Below are 12,699 nucleotides of genomic sequence, written 5' to 3'. Positions count from 1 at the left end.
TGTCGCGCCGCGGCGGGATTGGCATGACTTCCCAGCGCACCCGTGAGCGTCTGATCCAGCGTCTGTACGAAGAGGGACTGTCCAACGCCCATGTGCTGGAAGTGATTCGCCGTACGCCGCGCCATCTGTTCGTCGACGAAGCGCTTTCGCACCGCGCCTATGAAGATACCGCGCTGCCCATCGGGCACAACCAGACCATCTCGCAGCCCTTCATGGTGGCGCGGATGACCGAGCTACTGCTGGCCGCAGGCCCTCTGGACAAGGTGCTGGAGATCGGAACCGGTTCGGGTTACCAGACAGCCGTGCTGTCCCAGCTCGTGGAGCGGGTATTCTCCGTCGAGCGCATCCAGGCCTTGCAGGACCGCGCGAAAGAACGACTTGCGGAGCTAAACCTGAGAAATGTTGTCTTTCGTTGGGGCGACGGCTGGGAAGGCTGGCCTGCCCTGGCGCCTTACAACGGCATCATCGTCACCGCCGCGGCGGCCGAGGTCCCGCAGGCATTGCTGGACCAGCTGGCGCCTGGAGGGCGACTGGTGATTCCGGTCGGTGGCGGCGAGGTGCAGCAACTGATGCTGATCGTCCGCACCGAGGACGGCTTCCAGCGCCAGGTGCTGGATTCCGTACGCTTCGTCCCGCTGCTCAACGGTCCGCTAGGCTGAGAGCAAGCCGGTCAAGGCTGCGGTAACTGCCGGCCAGTGAGGCTGGACGTCAATTCATGGATAAGGGGGATGGGTGAGCTTGACAGCGACCCTGTGTCAACGGAACTGGATCAAGGGCCTGGGCCACGCTGTGGTGGCCATTGCCGTTTGCTCTCTGCTGGCGGCCTGTTCTTCAACTTCGCGCAGTACCACTACCGTGGTGGACCGCAACGCTCAGCAAAAGCCGACCGTCACCTCTGGCCAATACGTCGTGCGTCCCGGTGACACGCTGTATTCCATTGCCTTCCGCTACGGCTGGGACTGGAAAGCCCTGGCCGCGCGCAACAACATTTCCGCGCCGTACACCATTCGTCCCGGTCAGGCCATTCGCTTCGATGGTGGCTCGTCAACTGCACCGTCTGTCGCCAAAAACACGACGTCTGTCGCGCCGGTGGTCGTCAACAAACCGGCTACTCAGCCTGCGACCGCCAGTAAACCGACCACTCCCGCCGTCACTACTCCCGCGCAGACGCCCGCCAGCGGCGGAACTCCGGCAGTCGCAGGGGGCGCACCGGGGGGCTGGATATGGCCAACCAATGGCACTCTTATTGGGCGTTTTGCATCAAACGGCAGTTTGAATAAAGGGATTGATATAGCCGGGCAATTGGGCCAGCCTGTCCTGGCTGCGTCTAATGGCACGGTGGTGTACGCCGGTAGTGGTTTGCGGGGCTACGGCGAACTCGTGATCATCAAGCACAGCGATACCTACGTAAGCGCCTACGGTCACAACCGCAGGTTGCTGGTGCGGGAAGGGCAACAGGTCAAAGTCGGGCAGAACATTGCCGAGATGGGCTCCACAGGGACGGACCGGGTGAAGCTGCACTTCGAGATTCGCCGCCAGGGTAAACCTGTAGATCCGCTGCAATACCTGCCAAGTCGTTGACGGTAGCTGTTCCCCTGCGTGGGTGAGCGGGCCTAGGTGTCCTAAGGATAAGGACGCACCTGGGCTTGTTGTCGAACTCAGCAAGGGATAACGACATGGCACTTAAAAAAGAAGGGCCGGAGTTTGACGTCGATGATGAAGTGCTCCTGCTGGAGCCTGGCATCATCCTCGAAGAGTCATTTGCCGAAGAGCAGGTATCGCTTCGAGTCACTCCTAAAGCCACCTCACTTTCCTCTCTCAAGCAACACAAGCACATCGATTACAGCCGCGCGCTCGACGCCACCCAGCTGTATCTGAATGAAATCGGTTTCTCGCCGCTCCTGACCCCGGAAGAGGAAGTCCACTTTGCGCGCCTTGCGCAGAAGGGCGACCCGGCCGGCCGGCGGCGAATGATCGAAAGCAACCTGCGTCTGGTGGTGAAGATCGCGCGACGTTACGTCAATCGCGGTCTCTCCCTGCTCGACCTGATTGAAGAGGGCAACCTCGGGCTGATCCGCGCGGTGGAGAAATTCGACCCCGAACGCGGCTTCCGCTTCTCCACCTACGCGACCTGGTGGATTCGTCAGACCATCGAACGGGCCATCATGAACCAGACCCGCACCATTCGTTTGCCGATCCACGTGGTGAAGGAACTCAACGTCTACCTGCGGGCCGCTCGCGAGCTGACCCACAAGCTGGACCACGAGCCGTCGCCCGAGGAGATCGCCAACCTGCTCGAGAAGCCGGTGGAAGAGGTCAAGCGAATGCTCGGTCTGAACGAGCGGGTCACTTCGGTGGATGTTTCCCTCGGCCCGGATTCGGACAAGACCCTGCTCGATACCCTGACCGACGACCGCCCCACCGATCCCTGCGAACTGCTGCAGGATGACGATCTCAGCGAGAGCATCGACCTTTGGCTATCGGAGTTGACCGATAAGCAGCGTGAAGTGGTGATTCGCCGCTTCGGCCTGCGAGGCCATGAAAGCAGCACTCTGGAGGAAGTCGGCCAGGAAATCGGCCTGACCCGCGAGCGGGTTCGGCAGATCCAGGTCGAGGCCCTCAAGCGTCTGCGCGAAATCCTCGAGAAGAACGGCCTGTCGAGCGACGCACTGTTCCAGTAGCGTTCAGGCCGACAACGAAAAAGCCCGGATGATTCCGGGCTTTTTTATGCGTCGTGATGTAAGCATTCGCTTACATCATCTGTGAGTATTCAGCTTGAAATACTGCCAGCTCTGGCGCAGATTTTTCGTATCTTATTGTTTTATAAGTATTTTGCTTCTAGAGAGAGGCGCTGAGGCGGTAGGGTGCGCGGAAGTGCCCTAGTTGCCGCGATCCGGCAGGCGGGTAATATCACTCCTGCGTACACGGAAAGGCGCAGGCCGGTAAGGATGTCGGTCAGGACCCCCGCAGGATGCGGTTCATCAGGATGATGAAGAAGGGAAGAAAGAGTGGGCGGGTTATCCCGCCCCTTTTTTTGCCCGCAGAAAAGTGACATTTCAGATGCAGAAAGGCCCGCACTAGGCGGGCCTTTTCTATTTCTGGAGGTGCTGGAAATCAGCGCTCCAGATACTGCATCTTGTTCGGCTTGCCGTCCCACTCTTCGGCGTCCGGCAGGGAATCCTTCTTCTCGGTGATGTTCGGCCATACATCGGCCAAATCCTTGTTCAGCTCGATGAACTCCTGCATGCCATCCGGGACTTCGTCCTCGGAGAAGATCGCCTGTGCCGGGCACTCCGGTTCGCACAGGGCGCAGTCGATGCACTCATCCGGGTGGATGACCAGGAAGTTCGGGCCTTCGTAGAAGCAGTCCACCGGGCATACTTCCACGCAGTCGGTGTATTTGCACTTGATGCAGTTGTCGGTGACGACGAAGGTCATTTCTAATTTTCTCCTCAGGCGGGCGGCTAAGCGCGCGCGATTCTAGCAGCTTGTCCAGCGGTCCGTCAGACCCGCATCTTCCATGCATATAACAATTCGAGAGCTTGGCGCGGAGTCAGGTCATCGGGGCTGACACGCATCAGCTCTTCGACAATCGGGTGCGGCAGGCTGGCAAACAGGTCGCTTTGTAGTGGTGCTGGGCTTTTCGGGTCGGTCGAACGCGGCGCTTCGTGGGGCAGGCTGGTGGTTTCCAGGCGCAACAGATGTTCGCGGGCGCGCTGAATTACCGCACCCGGCACGCCAGCCAGTTGTGCAACCGCGAGGCCGTAACTTTGGCTGGCTGGGCCGGGCAGCACGTGGTGCAGGAACACGATGCGCTCGTTGTGTTCGGTGGCGTTCAGGTGAACGTTGGCCACCGCGGGCTCGCTTTCGGGCAGCACGGTCAGCTCGAAATAGTGAGTCGCGAACAGGGTAAAGGCACGCAGTTTTGCCAGGTGTTCGGCGGCGGACCAGGCGAGAGACAGTCCGTCGAAGGTGCTGGTGCCACGGCCCACTTCGTCCATCAGCACCAGACTGCGGTCGCTGGCATTGTGCAGGATATTGGCGGTTTCACTCATTTCCACCATGAAGGTGGAGCGGCCACCGGCGAGGTCGTCGGAGGAGCCGATACGAGTGAAAATGCGGTCCACCAGAGACAGTTCACAGCGTGCGGCCGGGACGAAACTGCCGATATGTGCCAGCAGCACGATCAGCGCTGTTTGCCGCATATAAGTCGATTTACCGCCCATGTTCGGGCCGGTAATCACCAACATGCGAGTGTCTTCGTCGAGGTTCAGGTCATTGGCGACGAATGGCGTATCCAGTACCTGCTCGACCACCGGGTGGCGGCCTTGCTCGATGAGGATGCCGGACTCTTCGACGAAGCGCGGGCGGTTCAGGTCGAGGTTCAGTGCGCGTTCGGCAAGGTTGGACAGCACATCCAGTTCGGCCAGGGCGGCAGCGGTGTCCTGCAGCGGCGCCAGTTGGCCGATCAGCAGTTCCAGCAGTTCTTCGTAAAGCTGTTTCTCGCGGGCCAGAGCGCGGCTCTGGGCTGACAGCGCCTTGTCTTCGAAGGCCTTGAGCTCCGGGGTGATGAAGCGCTCGGCGCCTTTCAGGGTCTGACGGCGGATGTAGTCGGCAGGAGCCTGTTCGGCCTGCACCCGGGGCAGCTCGATGTAGTAACCGTGGATGCGGTTGTAGCCGACCTTCAGGTTCGGCAGGCCGGTGCGGGCTTTCTCCCGAGTCTCCAGATCCATCAGGTACTGGCCGGCGTTCTCGCTGAGCATTTGCAGTTCGTCCAGCTCGGCGTCGTAGCCACGGGCAATGACGCCGCCGTCGCGGATCACCGCCGGCGGGTTCTCAATCACGGCGCGGGCCAGCAGGTCCGCCAGTTCCGGATAGGTACGGATGCTGACGGCCAGTTCGCCCAGGTGCGGGGCCTCCAGCTCTGTCATGCCATTCTGCAGTTCCGGCAGGGCGGCGAGGGCATCGCGTAAGCGGGCGAGGTCGCGCGGACGGGCGTTGCGCAGGCCGATACGGGCGAGGATTCGTTCGACGTCGCCGATTTCTTTCAGTTGCGGCTGAAGGATTTCGAAGCGATAGCGCTCCAGCAGGCAGGCAATGGACTCCTGGCGAGCTTCGAGCACGGCTCGGTCGCGCAGCGGGCGGTTCAGCCAACGGGTCAGCAGGCGGCTGCCCATGGCAGTCTGGCAGCGGTCGACCACCGATTGCAGGGTGTTGTCGCGGCCGCCGGCGAGGTTGGTGTCCAGTTCCAGGTTGCGGCGGCTGGCGCCATCGAGGATCACGGTGTCGTCGATCCGCTCGTGACGCAGGCTGCGCAAGTGCGGCAAGGCGGTGCGCTGGGTTTCCTTGGCATAGGTCAGCAGGCAGCCCGCGGCGCCGATGGCCAGGGTCAGCTCCTGGCAGCCGAAGCCCTTGAGGTCCTGCACGCCGAACTGCTGGCACAGGCCCTTCTTCGCCGAGTCACGATCAAAGTCCCAGGGGGCGCGGCGGTGCGCGCCACGGCGCTTCTCCGCCGGCAGGCCCTGGGGCCAGTCGTCGGGGATCAGCAGCTCGGCGGGATTCAGGCGCTCCAGTTCGGCCAGCAGCGTTTCCCAGCCTTTTATTTCCTGGACGTTGAATCGACCGCTGGTGATATCCAGGACTGCCAGACCGAACAGGCGCTCGTCACCCAGTACGGCCGCGATCAGGTTGTCGCGGCGCTCGTCGAGCAGTGCTTCGTCGCTGACGGTGCCGGGAGTCAGGATGCGTACAACTTGGCGCTCAACTGGCCCCTTGCTGGTGGCCGGGTCGCCGATCTGCTCGCAGATCACCACCGATTCGCCGAGCTTCACCAGTTTGGCCAGATAGCCTTCGGCGGAGTGGAAGGGGATGCCGGCCATCGGAATGGAATTGCCGGCGGACTGGCCGCGCGCGGTCAGGGTGATGTCCAGCAGCTTGGCGGCTTTCTTGGCGTCCTCGTAGAACAGCTCATAGAAGTCGCCCATGCGGTAGAACATCAGTTGATCCGGGTGCTGGTTCTTCAGCCTCCAGTACTGTTGCATCATCGGTGTGTGCTGAGAAAGGTTTTCCATTCAATAACTTACAGTGCTTTGTCTTTTACTGAGTTTTTGATTTTTGGCGATTGTCCAATACTCGGCAGCTTCTTGGCATACCCCAGCATCGTCTTGAGGACATGCTCACCCCAGGTATTCATTGCGATATTCGCAGCCAGGCAAACTATCCTGCAGTTCTCGTTTGTGTAGCCCATGCTGTTGTCAATTCGATCTATGCTCGGCGCGAAAGGCTTTCTGCCATCGTGGGAGAGCACCTCAAGCGAAAGCGGCGTGCCTGTCACTGAGCACCGGTATTTGGTCGCCCTCAGCAGCTCAATCGCCTGATCAACCGTCAACGTGAAGTCCTTCACGCGCTTCCGGCCTTTTGCATTCTGACGCGCTCGCACAAGTACCGAAGCCATGTACGTCTCCATGGCGTTACGGCGTTGATGCTCCTTCCATCTGGTGGGTACCACCCCGTCAACGAAACCGAAGCGGAGGAACAGCTGCTCGTTCACCCCGCTTCGGTCCCGGGTGAGGAAGTGCCATTTGCCTCCCTTCACCAGGTAATACGCACCATGCTTCAGGTACACACACTTCGGAAGGTCACTCTCCATGCGCACCATTCCTTAATTTGACCGGCATTGTCGGGGCCTGAGCGATCTTCGGCAACCGCCCGCGAAGGTATCGCGCAGTCATTCTCGGGTCGGAGTGGCCACCCAAGGCCTGGGCGTTCTTCCCTTCGTTGTCGGCGTCGGTCAGTGACTTCGCACGGATATCGTGGATGGTCACGTCGGTTACACCGACTTGCTCCCTGGCCTTGGCGAACGCTTCCTTGACCGTGTGGTAGGACACCGGGCGCCCGGCGCGCGCGCAGAACAGGGTGAGAGTGCGGATCTTGCGCGGGAGAGCCTTCGCCTTGGCAATGACCTCTTCGAGGTCTGGGGTCATCGAGACGATGAGCTTCGCCCCGGTCTTCTGCTGGGTGAAGGAAATCCCGTCCTCGGAAATGTCGGAGAGGTGGATGCTGATCACGTCGCTGATCCGCTGCCCGGTGAGGTAGGCCATCTCCAGGATGTTTCGAATGTATGGGCTGCAGGCGTTGAGGATCGCTGCGAACTCCGCGTCCGTGATGTATCGATCGCGGCGCGCCTCCTCATGCCGCTTGATGCCGACACAGGGGTTGGAGTCCACCATTCCCCACTCAAGGGCATAGCCGAACACCACCCGGGCGAAGGACAAAATCCGGTTGCACATGTTCGGCGTGCCGGCCAGGTCGACCTTCACCGCCGCGATATGCTTCGGCAGCACCTGCTCAGGTTCGAACTCGGCGAAGATGTCCTTCAGCCGCTCCGCAGCCTGCTCATACTGCAGCACCGTGTTCGCCGCGAGCTTCTTGATCTTGATGTGGTGCTTCAGCGCTTTGTCGATCAGCGCTGCCATTCCGCCAATGCTCGTCTGGGAAGTCTTCCGGGCGTACTCCAGCAGCGACGCCTGGTAATCCTCGCCCAGGCGCTCCCATTTCCCTTTCCTCACCAGGTAGTACGCGCCGTGCTTGTGATACATGCACGCCGGCAGGTGACGGTCCTTCTTCCTCGGGCGCATGCCTCTCTCCTCACGAGCCTGTCAGGCGAAGCCGCGGCTCTTTCTTCTGCTGTTGGCGAGAGCCCAGACGGGACAATACTACCTCCCGCAGGACCTTCGGACGCCCGTTTGCGTCGATCACGTAGCCGAGCTGATGCTCGTCGAGCCAGCGGATCTGCGCGCTGGCGCGGGTGCGGCCGGTCAGGTCGGCCACTTCTTCCTGTGTCATGAACATGACGAGGCCTCCTCGCCGGCTGGCGCCGGCGGGTTCAGTGTTGGGGGGGTAGTCATGCCTTCGGCTGCTTGCTTTCGCTCCACCTGAGCCAGATCTTGCAGCGCATGCAGGTGGTGGATGGCTTGTCGTGTGACCACGCCAGGCCGACTGGTCGTAGCCCGCAGGCGGTCTTTCCGGTCTCGCGCACGAAGTGGATTGCGATCATCACTCACCTCCCTGCGCCGGCGCGGCGGCGAGCGCTACTACTGCGCGCATGGCTTCATCTGGTGTGTCAGCTTCGGCATGGTGTTGAACCTCTCCAGCCTCGCCGTACAGGTCCGCATGCCACTGACCCTCATACTCCGGGGTAAGTCCGATACGGTGGCGGATGATGGATTGCATGATGGCCGGGCGATTCAGCAGGCCACGGATGATCACTGCCGCCGTCCGCACAGCGACTGCGTTGTCCTTGAACTGGCCGGCGTCAGCTATCCGCAGGAAAGAGTTGGCTTCCTCGTTGGTCGTCTCCGGAACCTGCCCAGCCTGGGCGACCGGTGCTCCTTTCACGAAGGCCTGAAGCATGTCGCGCAACTCGTTCAGCGGCTCCCACCACTTCTCGCCGTAGCGATGTGTCAGGCTCGTCACGCTGTCGTGCCCGGTGAAGACTTGGATGGCATCCGCCGCTTCCCGCGCCATACCGCGCATATGGTCGTGGCGGCTGTCGTAGGCGTAGTCGGACGTGGAAAGCTTCAGCTCCAGCTCCACCACCCTGGCCTTGGCGGCGTTGAGCTTCTGCTGCGTCTCAAAAAGCAGTTCTTGGGCGGCATGTTCCTCGGCGCAACAGGGACGGCTGGCTCGGCGCACCCACTCAAGTTTCTCTTCATGAAGCTTCGCGTTCTCAGCCCGCAGCGCCCCAACGATGCGGTCGTTCTGCTCCAGCAAGTCGGCGGCCTTCTCGGCGTATTCGACAATCGAAACATCACAGCCCTTATCGCGGCCGTCAGCGTCTTCGAAACGCAGGTCCACGTTGTCACCGTCGATGTCCTCGGCCTCCAAAGCGCCGATATTGCGCATGACGAAAGCTACCTGAGATACCAGCTCCGGCGCCGGGGAGGGTTGCGCCAGGGCGGCGCGGGCTTCCCATGCGGCCTGCGCAGTGTCCTTGAACTTGGTTAGGCCTGAGCTTTCCCACCACGCCTCAAACGCCTCCCGCTCCCCCTGCGCGCCCTCTGCCTGCTCGGGGTGCTTGCGCGGGCACTCAGCGCAATACCCGCCTGCGCCGCAGCTTCCGGTATCGCTGATGCACTGATCCTCCTGCTGCGAGGCGTCGAACTCTTTCGCCTTGACCAGTTTCCGCGCAAAGTCGAGAACTGGAGCGCTCCATTCCTGACCCACACCGTCGTCGAAGGCAAAAAGCATCCCAGCTAGTGCGCGATCCTTCTGCTTCGCCGCCAGCTTCAGGTTGATGTTCTCGATCCGAAGCCCTGCGATCAGGTTGTCGAGGTCGGCGGGCAGTTCGTGTTCTGTAGTCATGCTCGAACTCCTTTACTGTGCTTCGCCACGAACTCAGTCGCTTCAACGCAAAGCTCGTGGGCTATCGGTGAGGCGCTACGGTCCGCGTATACCTTCAGGCGCCGGATCAGGTTAAGCGCAGCTTCCAGCGGTTCCTGGTGGTGCGAGTAGTCTTCGACGGGCGCGACGATGCGCGCCCTGCTACGTGGTTGCATGGCTGGTTCCTCGCGCCGTAGTGGCGCAATGGCATGGAGTGGGGTAGGTTCGGATGGCCCGGCATGGGTCCGGATCAAGCTGCGCTAGATGTCTTCTGCGGTGAGGATTTCGAATGCTGCCGCTGCCACTCGTGGAACTTGTCCATTTCCAAGGGCTTTAATGCGGTCCACCCGATTGGCCACCCCATTAGCCACTCGACCCATTCCGGGTTCAGTTGGCCACCGTCCGTAGCCATAACCGCATGGTCCAGCCTGTCGTTGGATCGGTCTGCTCCCGACTTGCGCTTCAGCGCCGCCGGCGACGATCCTTTGCTCGCGCTCGCGCTCGCGCTCGCGCTCGCGCTCGCGCTCGCGACTGGCGTTGGCCAAGTCCTGGCAGAAACGGCTTCTATCAGGGTTCCACCCTCCCTGCTCTTGCGAGGGGTTATCCGACCACTCTTGCTGGCTAAGGTCGCAGTCGGCGTTGGCCATTGCTTCACTGCGCTTGATAGAGATTCGATCGCGCTGGTGAGGGGCGCCGAGATCAGCCGCTCCAACAATGCCCAATCGCGCGTCATACCCCATTTCGGCAAGGTCACCGAGGACCACGGCAAGTCCTCGTCCCACAAGCAGAGGTGAGTTCTCCATGTAGACCTTTCGAGGTCGTATCTCACGGACAATTCTTGCCATCTGCTTCCAGAGTCCTGAGCGGGCTCCAGTGATTCCGATGCCATTCCCGGCAGCTGATATGTCCTGACACGGGAATCCGCCAGAAACCACGTCAACAAGCCAGCGCCAAGGTCTTCCGTCAAAACTGCACACGTCAGACCAAATTGGGAAAGGCGGGAGGATTCCATCGTTTTGTCGTTGCGCCAGAACTTGTGCTGCGTAGGCATCACGCTCAACGGCGCAGACGGTACGCCAGCCGAGCAGGTGGCCACCGAGAATTCCTCCACCAGCGCCTGCGAAAATAGCCAACTCATTCATGGCATCTCCGTTCGAAGTATTGTTTCACCCAGTGCGTGTGGAACCCTCTCAGCCAAGAGGCTGCATATAGGAAGCACAGAGCTAGGATTCCCCACTGTTGCGCGGTGTAGGCGGAGTAGAACCAGAACGGCTGCGAGGCCATGCCGAACAGGCAGGCGTATCTCCTGTGCTCAGCGTTGGATGCCTGAGACAGCCATACTGCGATCACTCCGAAGAGCGCGATTCCGATCTGGGCGATCATGGTTTCTCCAGGTAGAGCGCCGCCGCGCCGCGAGTGCAGCGGATGGCGTGGTGATGGGGTTATGCAGCGTCGAGGGCGTGGCACTCGATGTCGCGATCGTTCCAGCCGGCCAGCCACCAGAAGCGCGCGGCGCTGAAACCATGGGGTGGCTCGCATGCTTCGTGCGCATCACGTGCCTTGCGCCCCTGGTAGTAGGCGAAGTGAAGGCAGAGAGGTCTGCTCATGGCGCCACCTATGCCGCCATCGCGCGGCTGTCGATGATCTGCGCGACTTCCGAGATGTGCGGCCGGCTGACCTTGATGTAGCCGTCCACGCCTACCAAACGGAGCAGGGCGTTCTTGTTCTGTTCGTCGCGGAACATGGTCTTGATCAGGTGCGTCTTGACCAGAGCGCCGCGGTGGACTCGGGTGGTGTACGCCCAGAACTCTGTTTCCAGGGCGTTGAGCGTGTCGTTCAGAATCAGCTCACCGCCCGGGTAGTGCGCAGTGACGTATTTGTCGCCGCTGGTGAAGTGGGTGATCTGTGAGACTGGGATAGACAGCTTCTTGCCGAATAGCTGGGCAGTGATGATGGTTCTCATACGGCCACCTCCATGACTCGCTCCATGCGCGCCTCCAGAAGCTCGTAGAAGGCTGCTACGCGCTCGGCGATCTTGGCGATCATGGCTTCGTCGCGGTACATGCGCTTGATGAACAGGGGCATGCCCGGCCAGTAGCTGATGAAGTCGATCCATTCGCGCTCGCTGATCCACAGGCCGCCCTGGCATTGGGCCACGTGTTCTTTGGGGACTTCGTTCGCGAGGATCACGCTTACCTGAAACTTAGGCAGCTTGGTCTTTATCTCGGTTAGCCCGTTGGCGCCAACCAGAGAGTCAGGTGAGTAGCCGGCTCCGTGGTTCAGGATGATCGCGACCTGTTCCAGCTCTGACCCGGTGCGGGCCACATACAGGTCGCGGGCCACATCTTCCAGTTCATGCCCGCGTTGCGTATGCGAGTTCCCACCGAATGGAGCAGCCGCCTCTTCGGTGATCCGCTCACCAATCAGCTGGTCCATGTAGCTGATGGCTTCAACACCGAAGCCGCTTGGACCCTTGCCATTCACCAGCACAGGGGCCAGCTCGGAGCAGGTCAAAATTCCTAGCCGCACAGCCAGCCACTCGGGCGACCCCTGGGCCACATCTCTGATGATTTGCATGGATCACCCCTGCGCATTGTTCTCTGCAGACTTGGTGAGCGCGGCCAGCACATGGTCAAAATCAGCCTTTGCCACCTGCTCAGGTGTTCCGTGCATAGACTCGAAGGCCTGCTGTGCCTTCTCGCTACACTTGGCGAGCATGCGGCTGAGCTGCGCAGCCTGTGCTGCGGTGACAGTCTTCGTCGGTGCGGCGGCGTTTCCATCGTCGTCCTCGCCACGGGTGGTGATGTTCAGCATGGCGCACATCACATATCGCTTGCCGTAGCTGACGGAGGAGGCCACGGCCTGCACAGCGTTCTTGCTGCCGCTGGTATCACTGGGCAGGAGGATGGTTGTCTCTTCTCGGTGGCCAGCACGGTGCATGAGTACGCCGGTTACGTTGATGCCGCCCTGGTGGTGCTCGACGCGGAATGACATGGCGAAGCCATAGCGCTGCATGATCGGCTTGATCACGTCGTTGATGTCTTCCAGGGTGGCGTAGCGGATGTTCCCGTGAGCCTTGCCGCGCTCTGCAATGCTGGGGATATCGCACTGCATGGCGGCCATGGCAGCGCTGAACTCGACCTTGGCCTGTTGCGCCTGCATGCGTTCGTGCATCTGGAGCAGACGTTCCATCTTCTCCAAGTCGCAGTTTGGGTCGGCTGCTACCCGCATAATCACGGAAAGGACTTCGGCGTTTCCGCCTGCTACGGCGAGCGGCTTATCAGCCTGCTCGACTCGCTGTACTTGAGACATGGTAAT

At 61.0% G+C, this 12,699-nt stretch carries 15 protein-coding genes; 3 read left to right on the top strand and 12 right to left on the bottom strand.

From position 1 onward, the window contains the following. The first annotated feature begins 23 nt into the window (after positions 1-23). The 3 genes from AC2T4A_RS27295 to rpoS all read left to right on the top strand — a co-directional run bounded on the left by AC2T4A_RS27295 (position 24) and on the right by rpoS (position 2,681). On the top strand, positions 24-659 hold the full coding sequence (locus AC2T4A_RS27295) for a protein-L-isoaspartate(D-aspartate) O-methyltransferase (protein ID WP_088418250.1): 636 nt from the start codon (positions 24-26) through the stop codon (positions 657-659). Between the two features lie 73 nt (positions 660-732). Next, positions 733-1,581: a peptidoglycan DD-metalloendopeptidase family protein gene (locus AC2T4A_RS27290; RefSeq protein WP_416747712.1), complete on the top strand. Its 849-nt coding sequence runs from the start codon at positions 733-735 to the stop codon at positions 1,579-1,581. 95 nt (positions 1,582-1,676) lie between these two features. After that, positions 1,677-2,681 (top strand): RNA polymerase sigma factor RpoS, encoded by a 1,005-nt coding sequence (gene rpoS, locus AC2T4A_RS27285; protein WP_045210031.1) that lies wholly within the window; start codon positions 1,677-1,679, stop codon positions 2,679-2,681. Positions 2,682-3,114: 433 nt separating this feature from the next. On the opposite strand, the gene fdxA is transcribed toward rpoS, so the two are convergent. The 12 genes from fdxA to AC2T4A_RS27225 all read right to left on the bottom strand — a co-directional run bounded on the left by fdxA (position 3,115) and on the right by AC2T4A_RS27225 (position 12,693). Next, positions 3,115-3,438, bottom strand: coding sequence for a ferredoxin FdxA (gene fdxA, locus AC2T4A_RS27280; RefSeq protein WP_015476292.1), 324 nt, complete (start codon positions 3,436-3,438; stop codon positions 3,115-3,117). Positions 3,439-3,503: 65 nt separating this feature from the next. Then, a complete protein-coding gene (gene mutS, locus AC2T4A_RS27275; RefSeq protein WP_486742261.1) occupies positions 3,504-6,071 on the bottom strand; it encodes a DNA mismatch repair protein MutS in 2,568 nt (855 codons plus the stop codon). Between the two features lie 8 nt (positions 6,072-6,079). Next, on the bottom strand, positions 6,080-6,649 hold the full coding sequence (locus AC2T4A_RS27270; protein ID WP_486742260.1) for a hypothetical protein: 570 nt from the start codon (positions 6,647-6,649) through the stop codon (positions 6,080-6,082). Then, positions 6,639-7,637 carry a tyrosine-type recombinase/integrase gene (locus AC2T4A_RS27265; RefSeq protein ID WP_486742259.1) on the bottom strand — a complete coding sequence of 333 codons (999 nt, stop codon included), beginning with the start codon at positions 7,635-7,637 and terminating at the stop codon, positions 6,639-6,641. The genes AC2T4A_RS27270 and AC2T4A_RS27265 overlap by 11 nt, the downstream gene beginning before the upstream one ends. A 10-nt stretch (positions 7,638-7,647) precedes the next feature. Further along, positions 7,648-7,851 (bottom strand): DUF4224 domain-containing protein, encoded by a 204-nt coding sequence (locus tag AC2T4A_RS27260; protein WP_243778939.1) that lies wholly within the window; start codon positions 7,849-7,851, stop codon positions 7,648-7,650. A gap of 204 nt (positions 7,852-8,055) precedes the next feature. Then, the gene (locus AC2T4A_RS27255; RefSeq protein WP_486742258.1) at positions 8,056-9,363 is read right to left on the bottom strand and encodes a hypothetical protein; all 1,308 of its coding nucleotides are present in this window, start codon (positions 9,361-9,363) and stop codon (positions 8,056-8,058) included. A 278-nt stretch (positions 9,364-9,641) separates the two neighbouring features. Then, entirely contained in the window at positions 9,642-10,523 is an 882-nt protein-coding gene (locus AC2T4A_RS27250) for a DNA cytosine methyltransferase (protein WP_486742257.1), read from the bottom strand. After that, positions 10,516-10,764, bottom strand: a complete 249-nt coding sequence (locus AC2T4A_RS27245) for a hypothetical protein (RefSeq protein WP_486742256.1) — start codon at positions 10,762-10,764, stop codon at positions 10,516-10,518. Before AC2T4A_RS27245 ends, AC2T4A_RS27250 begins: the two co-directional genes overlap by 8 nt. Before the next feature lie 59 nt (positions 10,765-10,823). Further along, positions 10,824-10,988 (bottom strand): hypothetical protein, encoded by a 165-nt coding sequence (locus tag AC2T4A_RS27240; protein ID WP_486742255.1) that lies wholly within the window; start codon positions 10,986-10,988, stop codon positions 10,824-10,826. An 8-nt stretch (positions 10,989-10,996) separates the two neighbouring features. Beyond that, positions 10,997-11,344 carry a LytTR family transcriptional regulator DNA-binding domain-containing protein gene (locus AC2T4A_RS27235; RefSeq protein WP_486742254.1) on the bottom strand — a complete coding sequence of 116 codons (348 nt, stop codon included), beginning with the start codon at positions 11,342-11,344 and terminating at the stop codon, positions 10,997-10,999. Next, entirely contained in the window at positions 11,341-11,958 is a 618-nt protein-coding gene (locus AC2T4A_RS27230; RefSeq protein WP_486742253.1) for a lambda exonuclease family protein, read from the bottom strand. Before AC2T4A_RS27230 ends, AC2T4A_RS27235 begins: the two co-directional genes overlap by 4 nt. A 3-nt stretch (positions 11,959-11,961) precedes the next feature. Continuing rightward, positions 11,962-12,693 carry an ERF family protein gene (locus tag AC2T4A_RS27225; protein WP_486742252.1) on the bottom strand — a complete coding sequence of 244 codons (732 nt, stop codon included), beginning with the start codon at positions 12,691-12,693 and terminating at the stop codon, positions 11,962-11,964. Between the last annotated feature and the right edge of the window lie 6 nt (positions 12,694-12,699).

It is taken from the genome of Pseudomonas sp. PVC-3-1, from assembly GCF_057444315.1.
Note: the sequence above shows the minus strand (reverse complement) of the source record. Positions and strands in the feature narration are given on the sequence as shown.

Coding starts and splice junctions, on each gene's coding strand:
- AC2T4A_RS27270 (WP_486742260.1), bottom strand. CDS start 6,649: ATGGAGAGTGACCTTCCGAAGTGTGTGTACCTGAAGCATGGTGCGTAT.
- AC2T4A_RS27240 (WP_486742255.1), bottom strand. CDS start 10,988: ATGAGCAGACCTCTCTGCCTTCACTTCGCCTACTACCAGGGGCGCAAG.
- AC2T4A_RS27250 (WP_486742257.1), bottom strand. CDS start 10,523: ATGAATGAGTTGGCTATTTTCGCAGGCGCTGGTGGAGGAATTCTCGGT.
- AC2T4A_RS27230 (WP_486742253.1), bottom strand. CDS start 11,958: ATGCAAATCATCAGAGATGTGGCCCAGGGGTCGCCCGAGTGGCTGGCT.
- AC2T4A_RS27225 (WP_486742252.1), bottom strand. CDS start 12,693: ATGTCTCAAGTACAGCGAGTCGAGCAGGCTGATAAGCCGCTCGCCGTA.
- AC2T4A_RS27295 (WP_088418250.1), top strand. CDS start 24: ATGACTTCCCAGCGCACCCGTGAGCGTCTGATCCAGCGTCTGTACGAA.
- AC2T4A_RS27255 (WP_486742258.1), bottom strand. CDS start 9,363: ATGACTACAGAACACGAACTGCCCGCCGACCTCGACAACCTGATCGCA.
- fdxA (WP_015476292.1), bottom strand. CDS start 3,438: ATGACCTTCGTCGTCACCGACAACTGCATCAAGTGCAAATACACCGAC.
- AC2T4A_RS27245 (WP_486742256.1), bottom strand. CDS start 10,764: ATGATCGCCCAGATCGGAATCGCGCTCTTCGGAGTGATCGCAGTATGG.
- AC2T4A_RS27260 (WP_243778939.1), bottom strand. CDS start 7,851: ATGTTCATGACACAGGAAGAAGTGGCCGACCTGACCGGCCGCACCCGC.
- AC2T4A_RS27235 (WP_486742254.1), bottom strand. CDS start 11,344: ATGAGAACCATCATCACTGCCCAGCTATTCGGCAAGAAGCTGTCTATC.
- AC2T4A_RS27265 (WP_486742259.1), bottom strand. CDS start 7,637: ATGCGCCCGAGGAAGAAGGACCGTCACCTGCCGGCGTGCATGTATCAC.
- rpoS (WP_045210031.1), top strand. CDS start 1,677: ATGGCACTTAAAAAAGAAGGGCCGGAGTTTGACGTCGATGATGAAGTG.
- mutS (WP_486742261.1), bottom strand. CDS start 6,071: ATGGAAAACCTTTCTCAGCACACACCGATGATGCAACAGTACTGGAGG.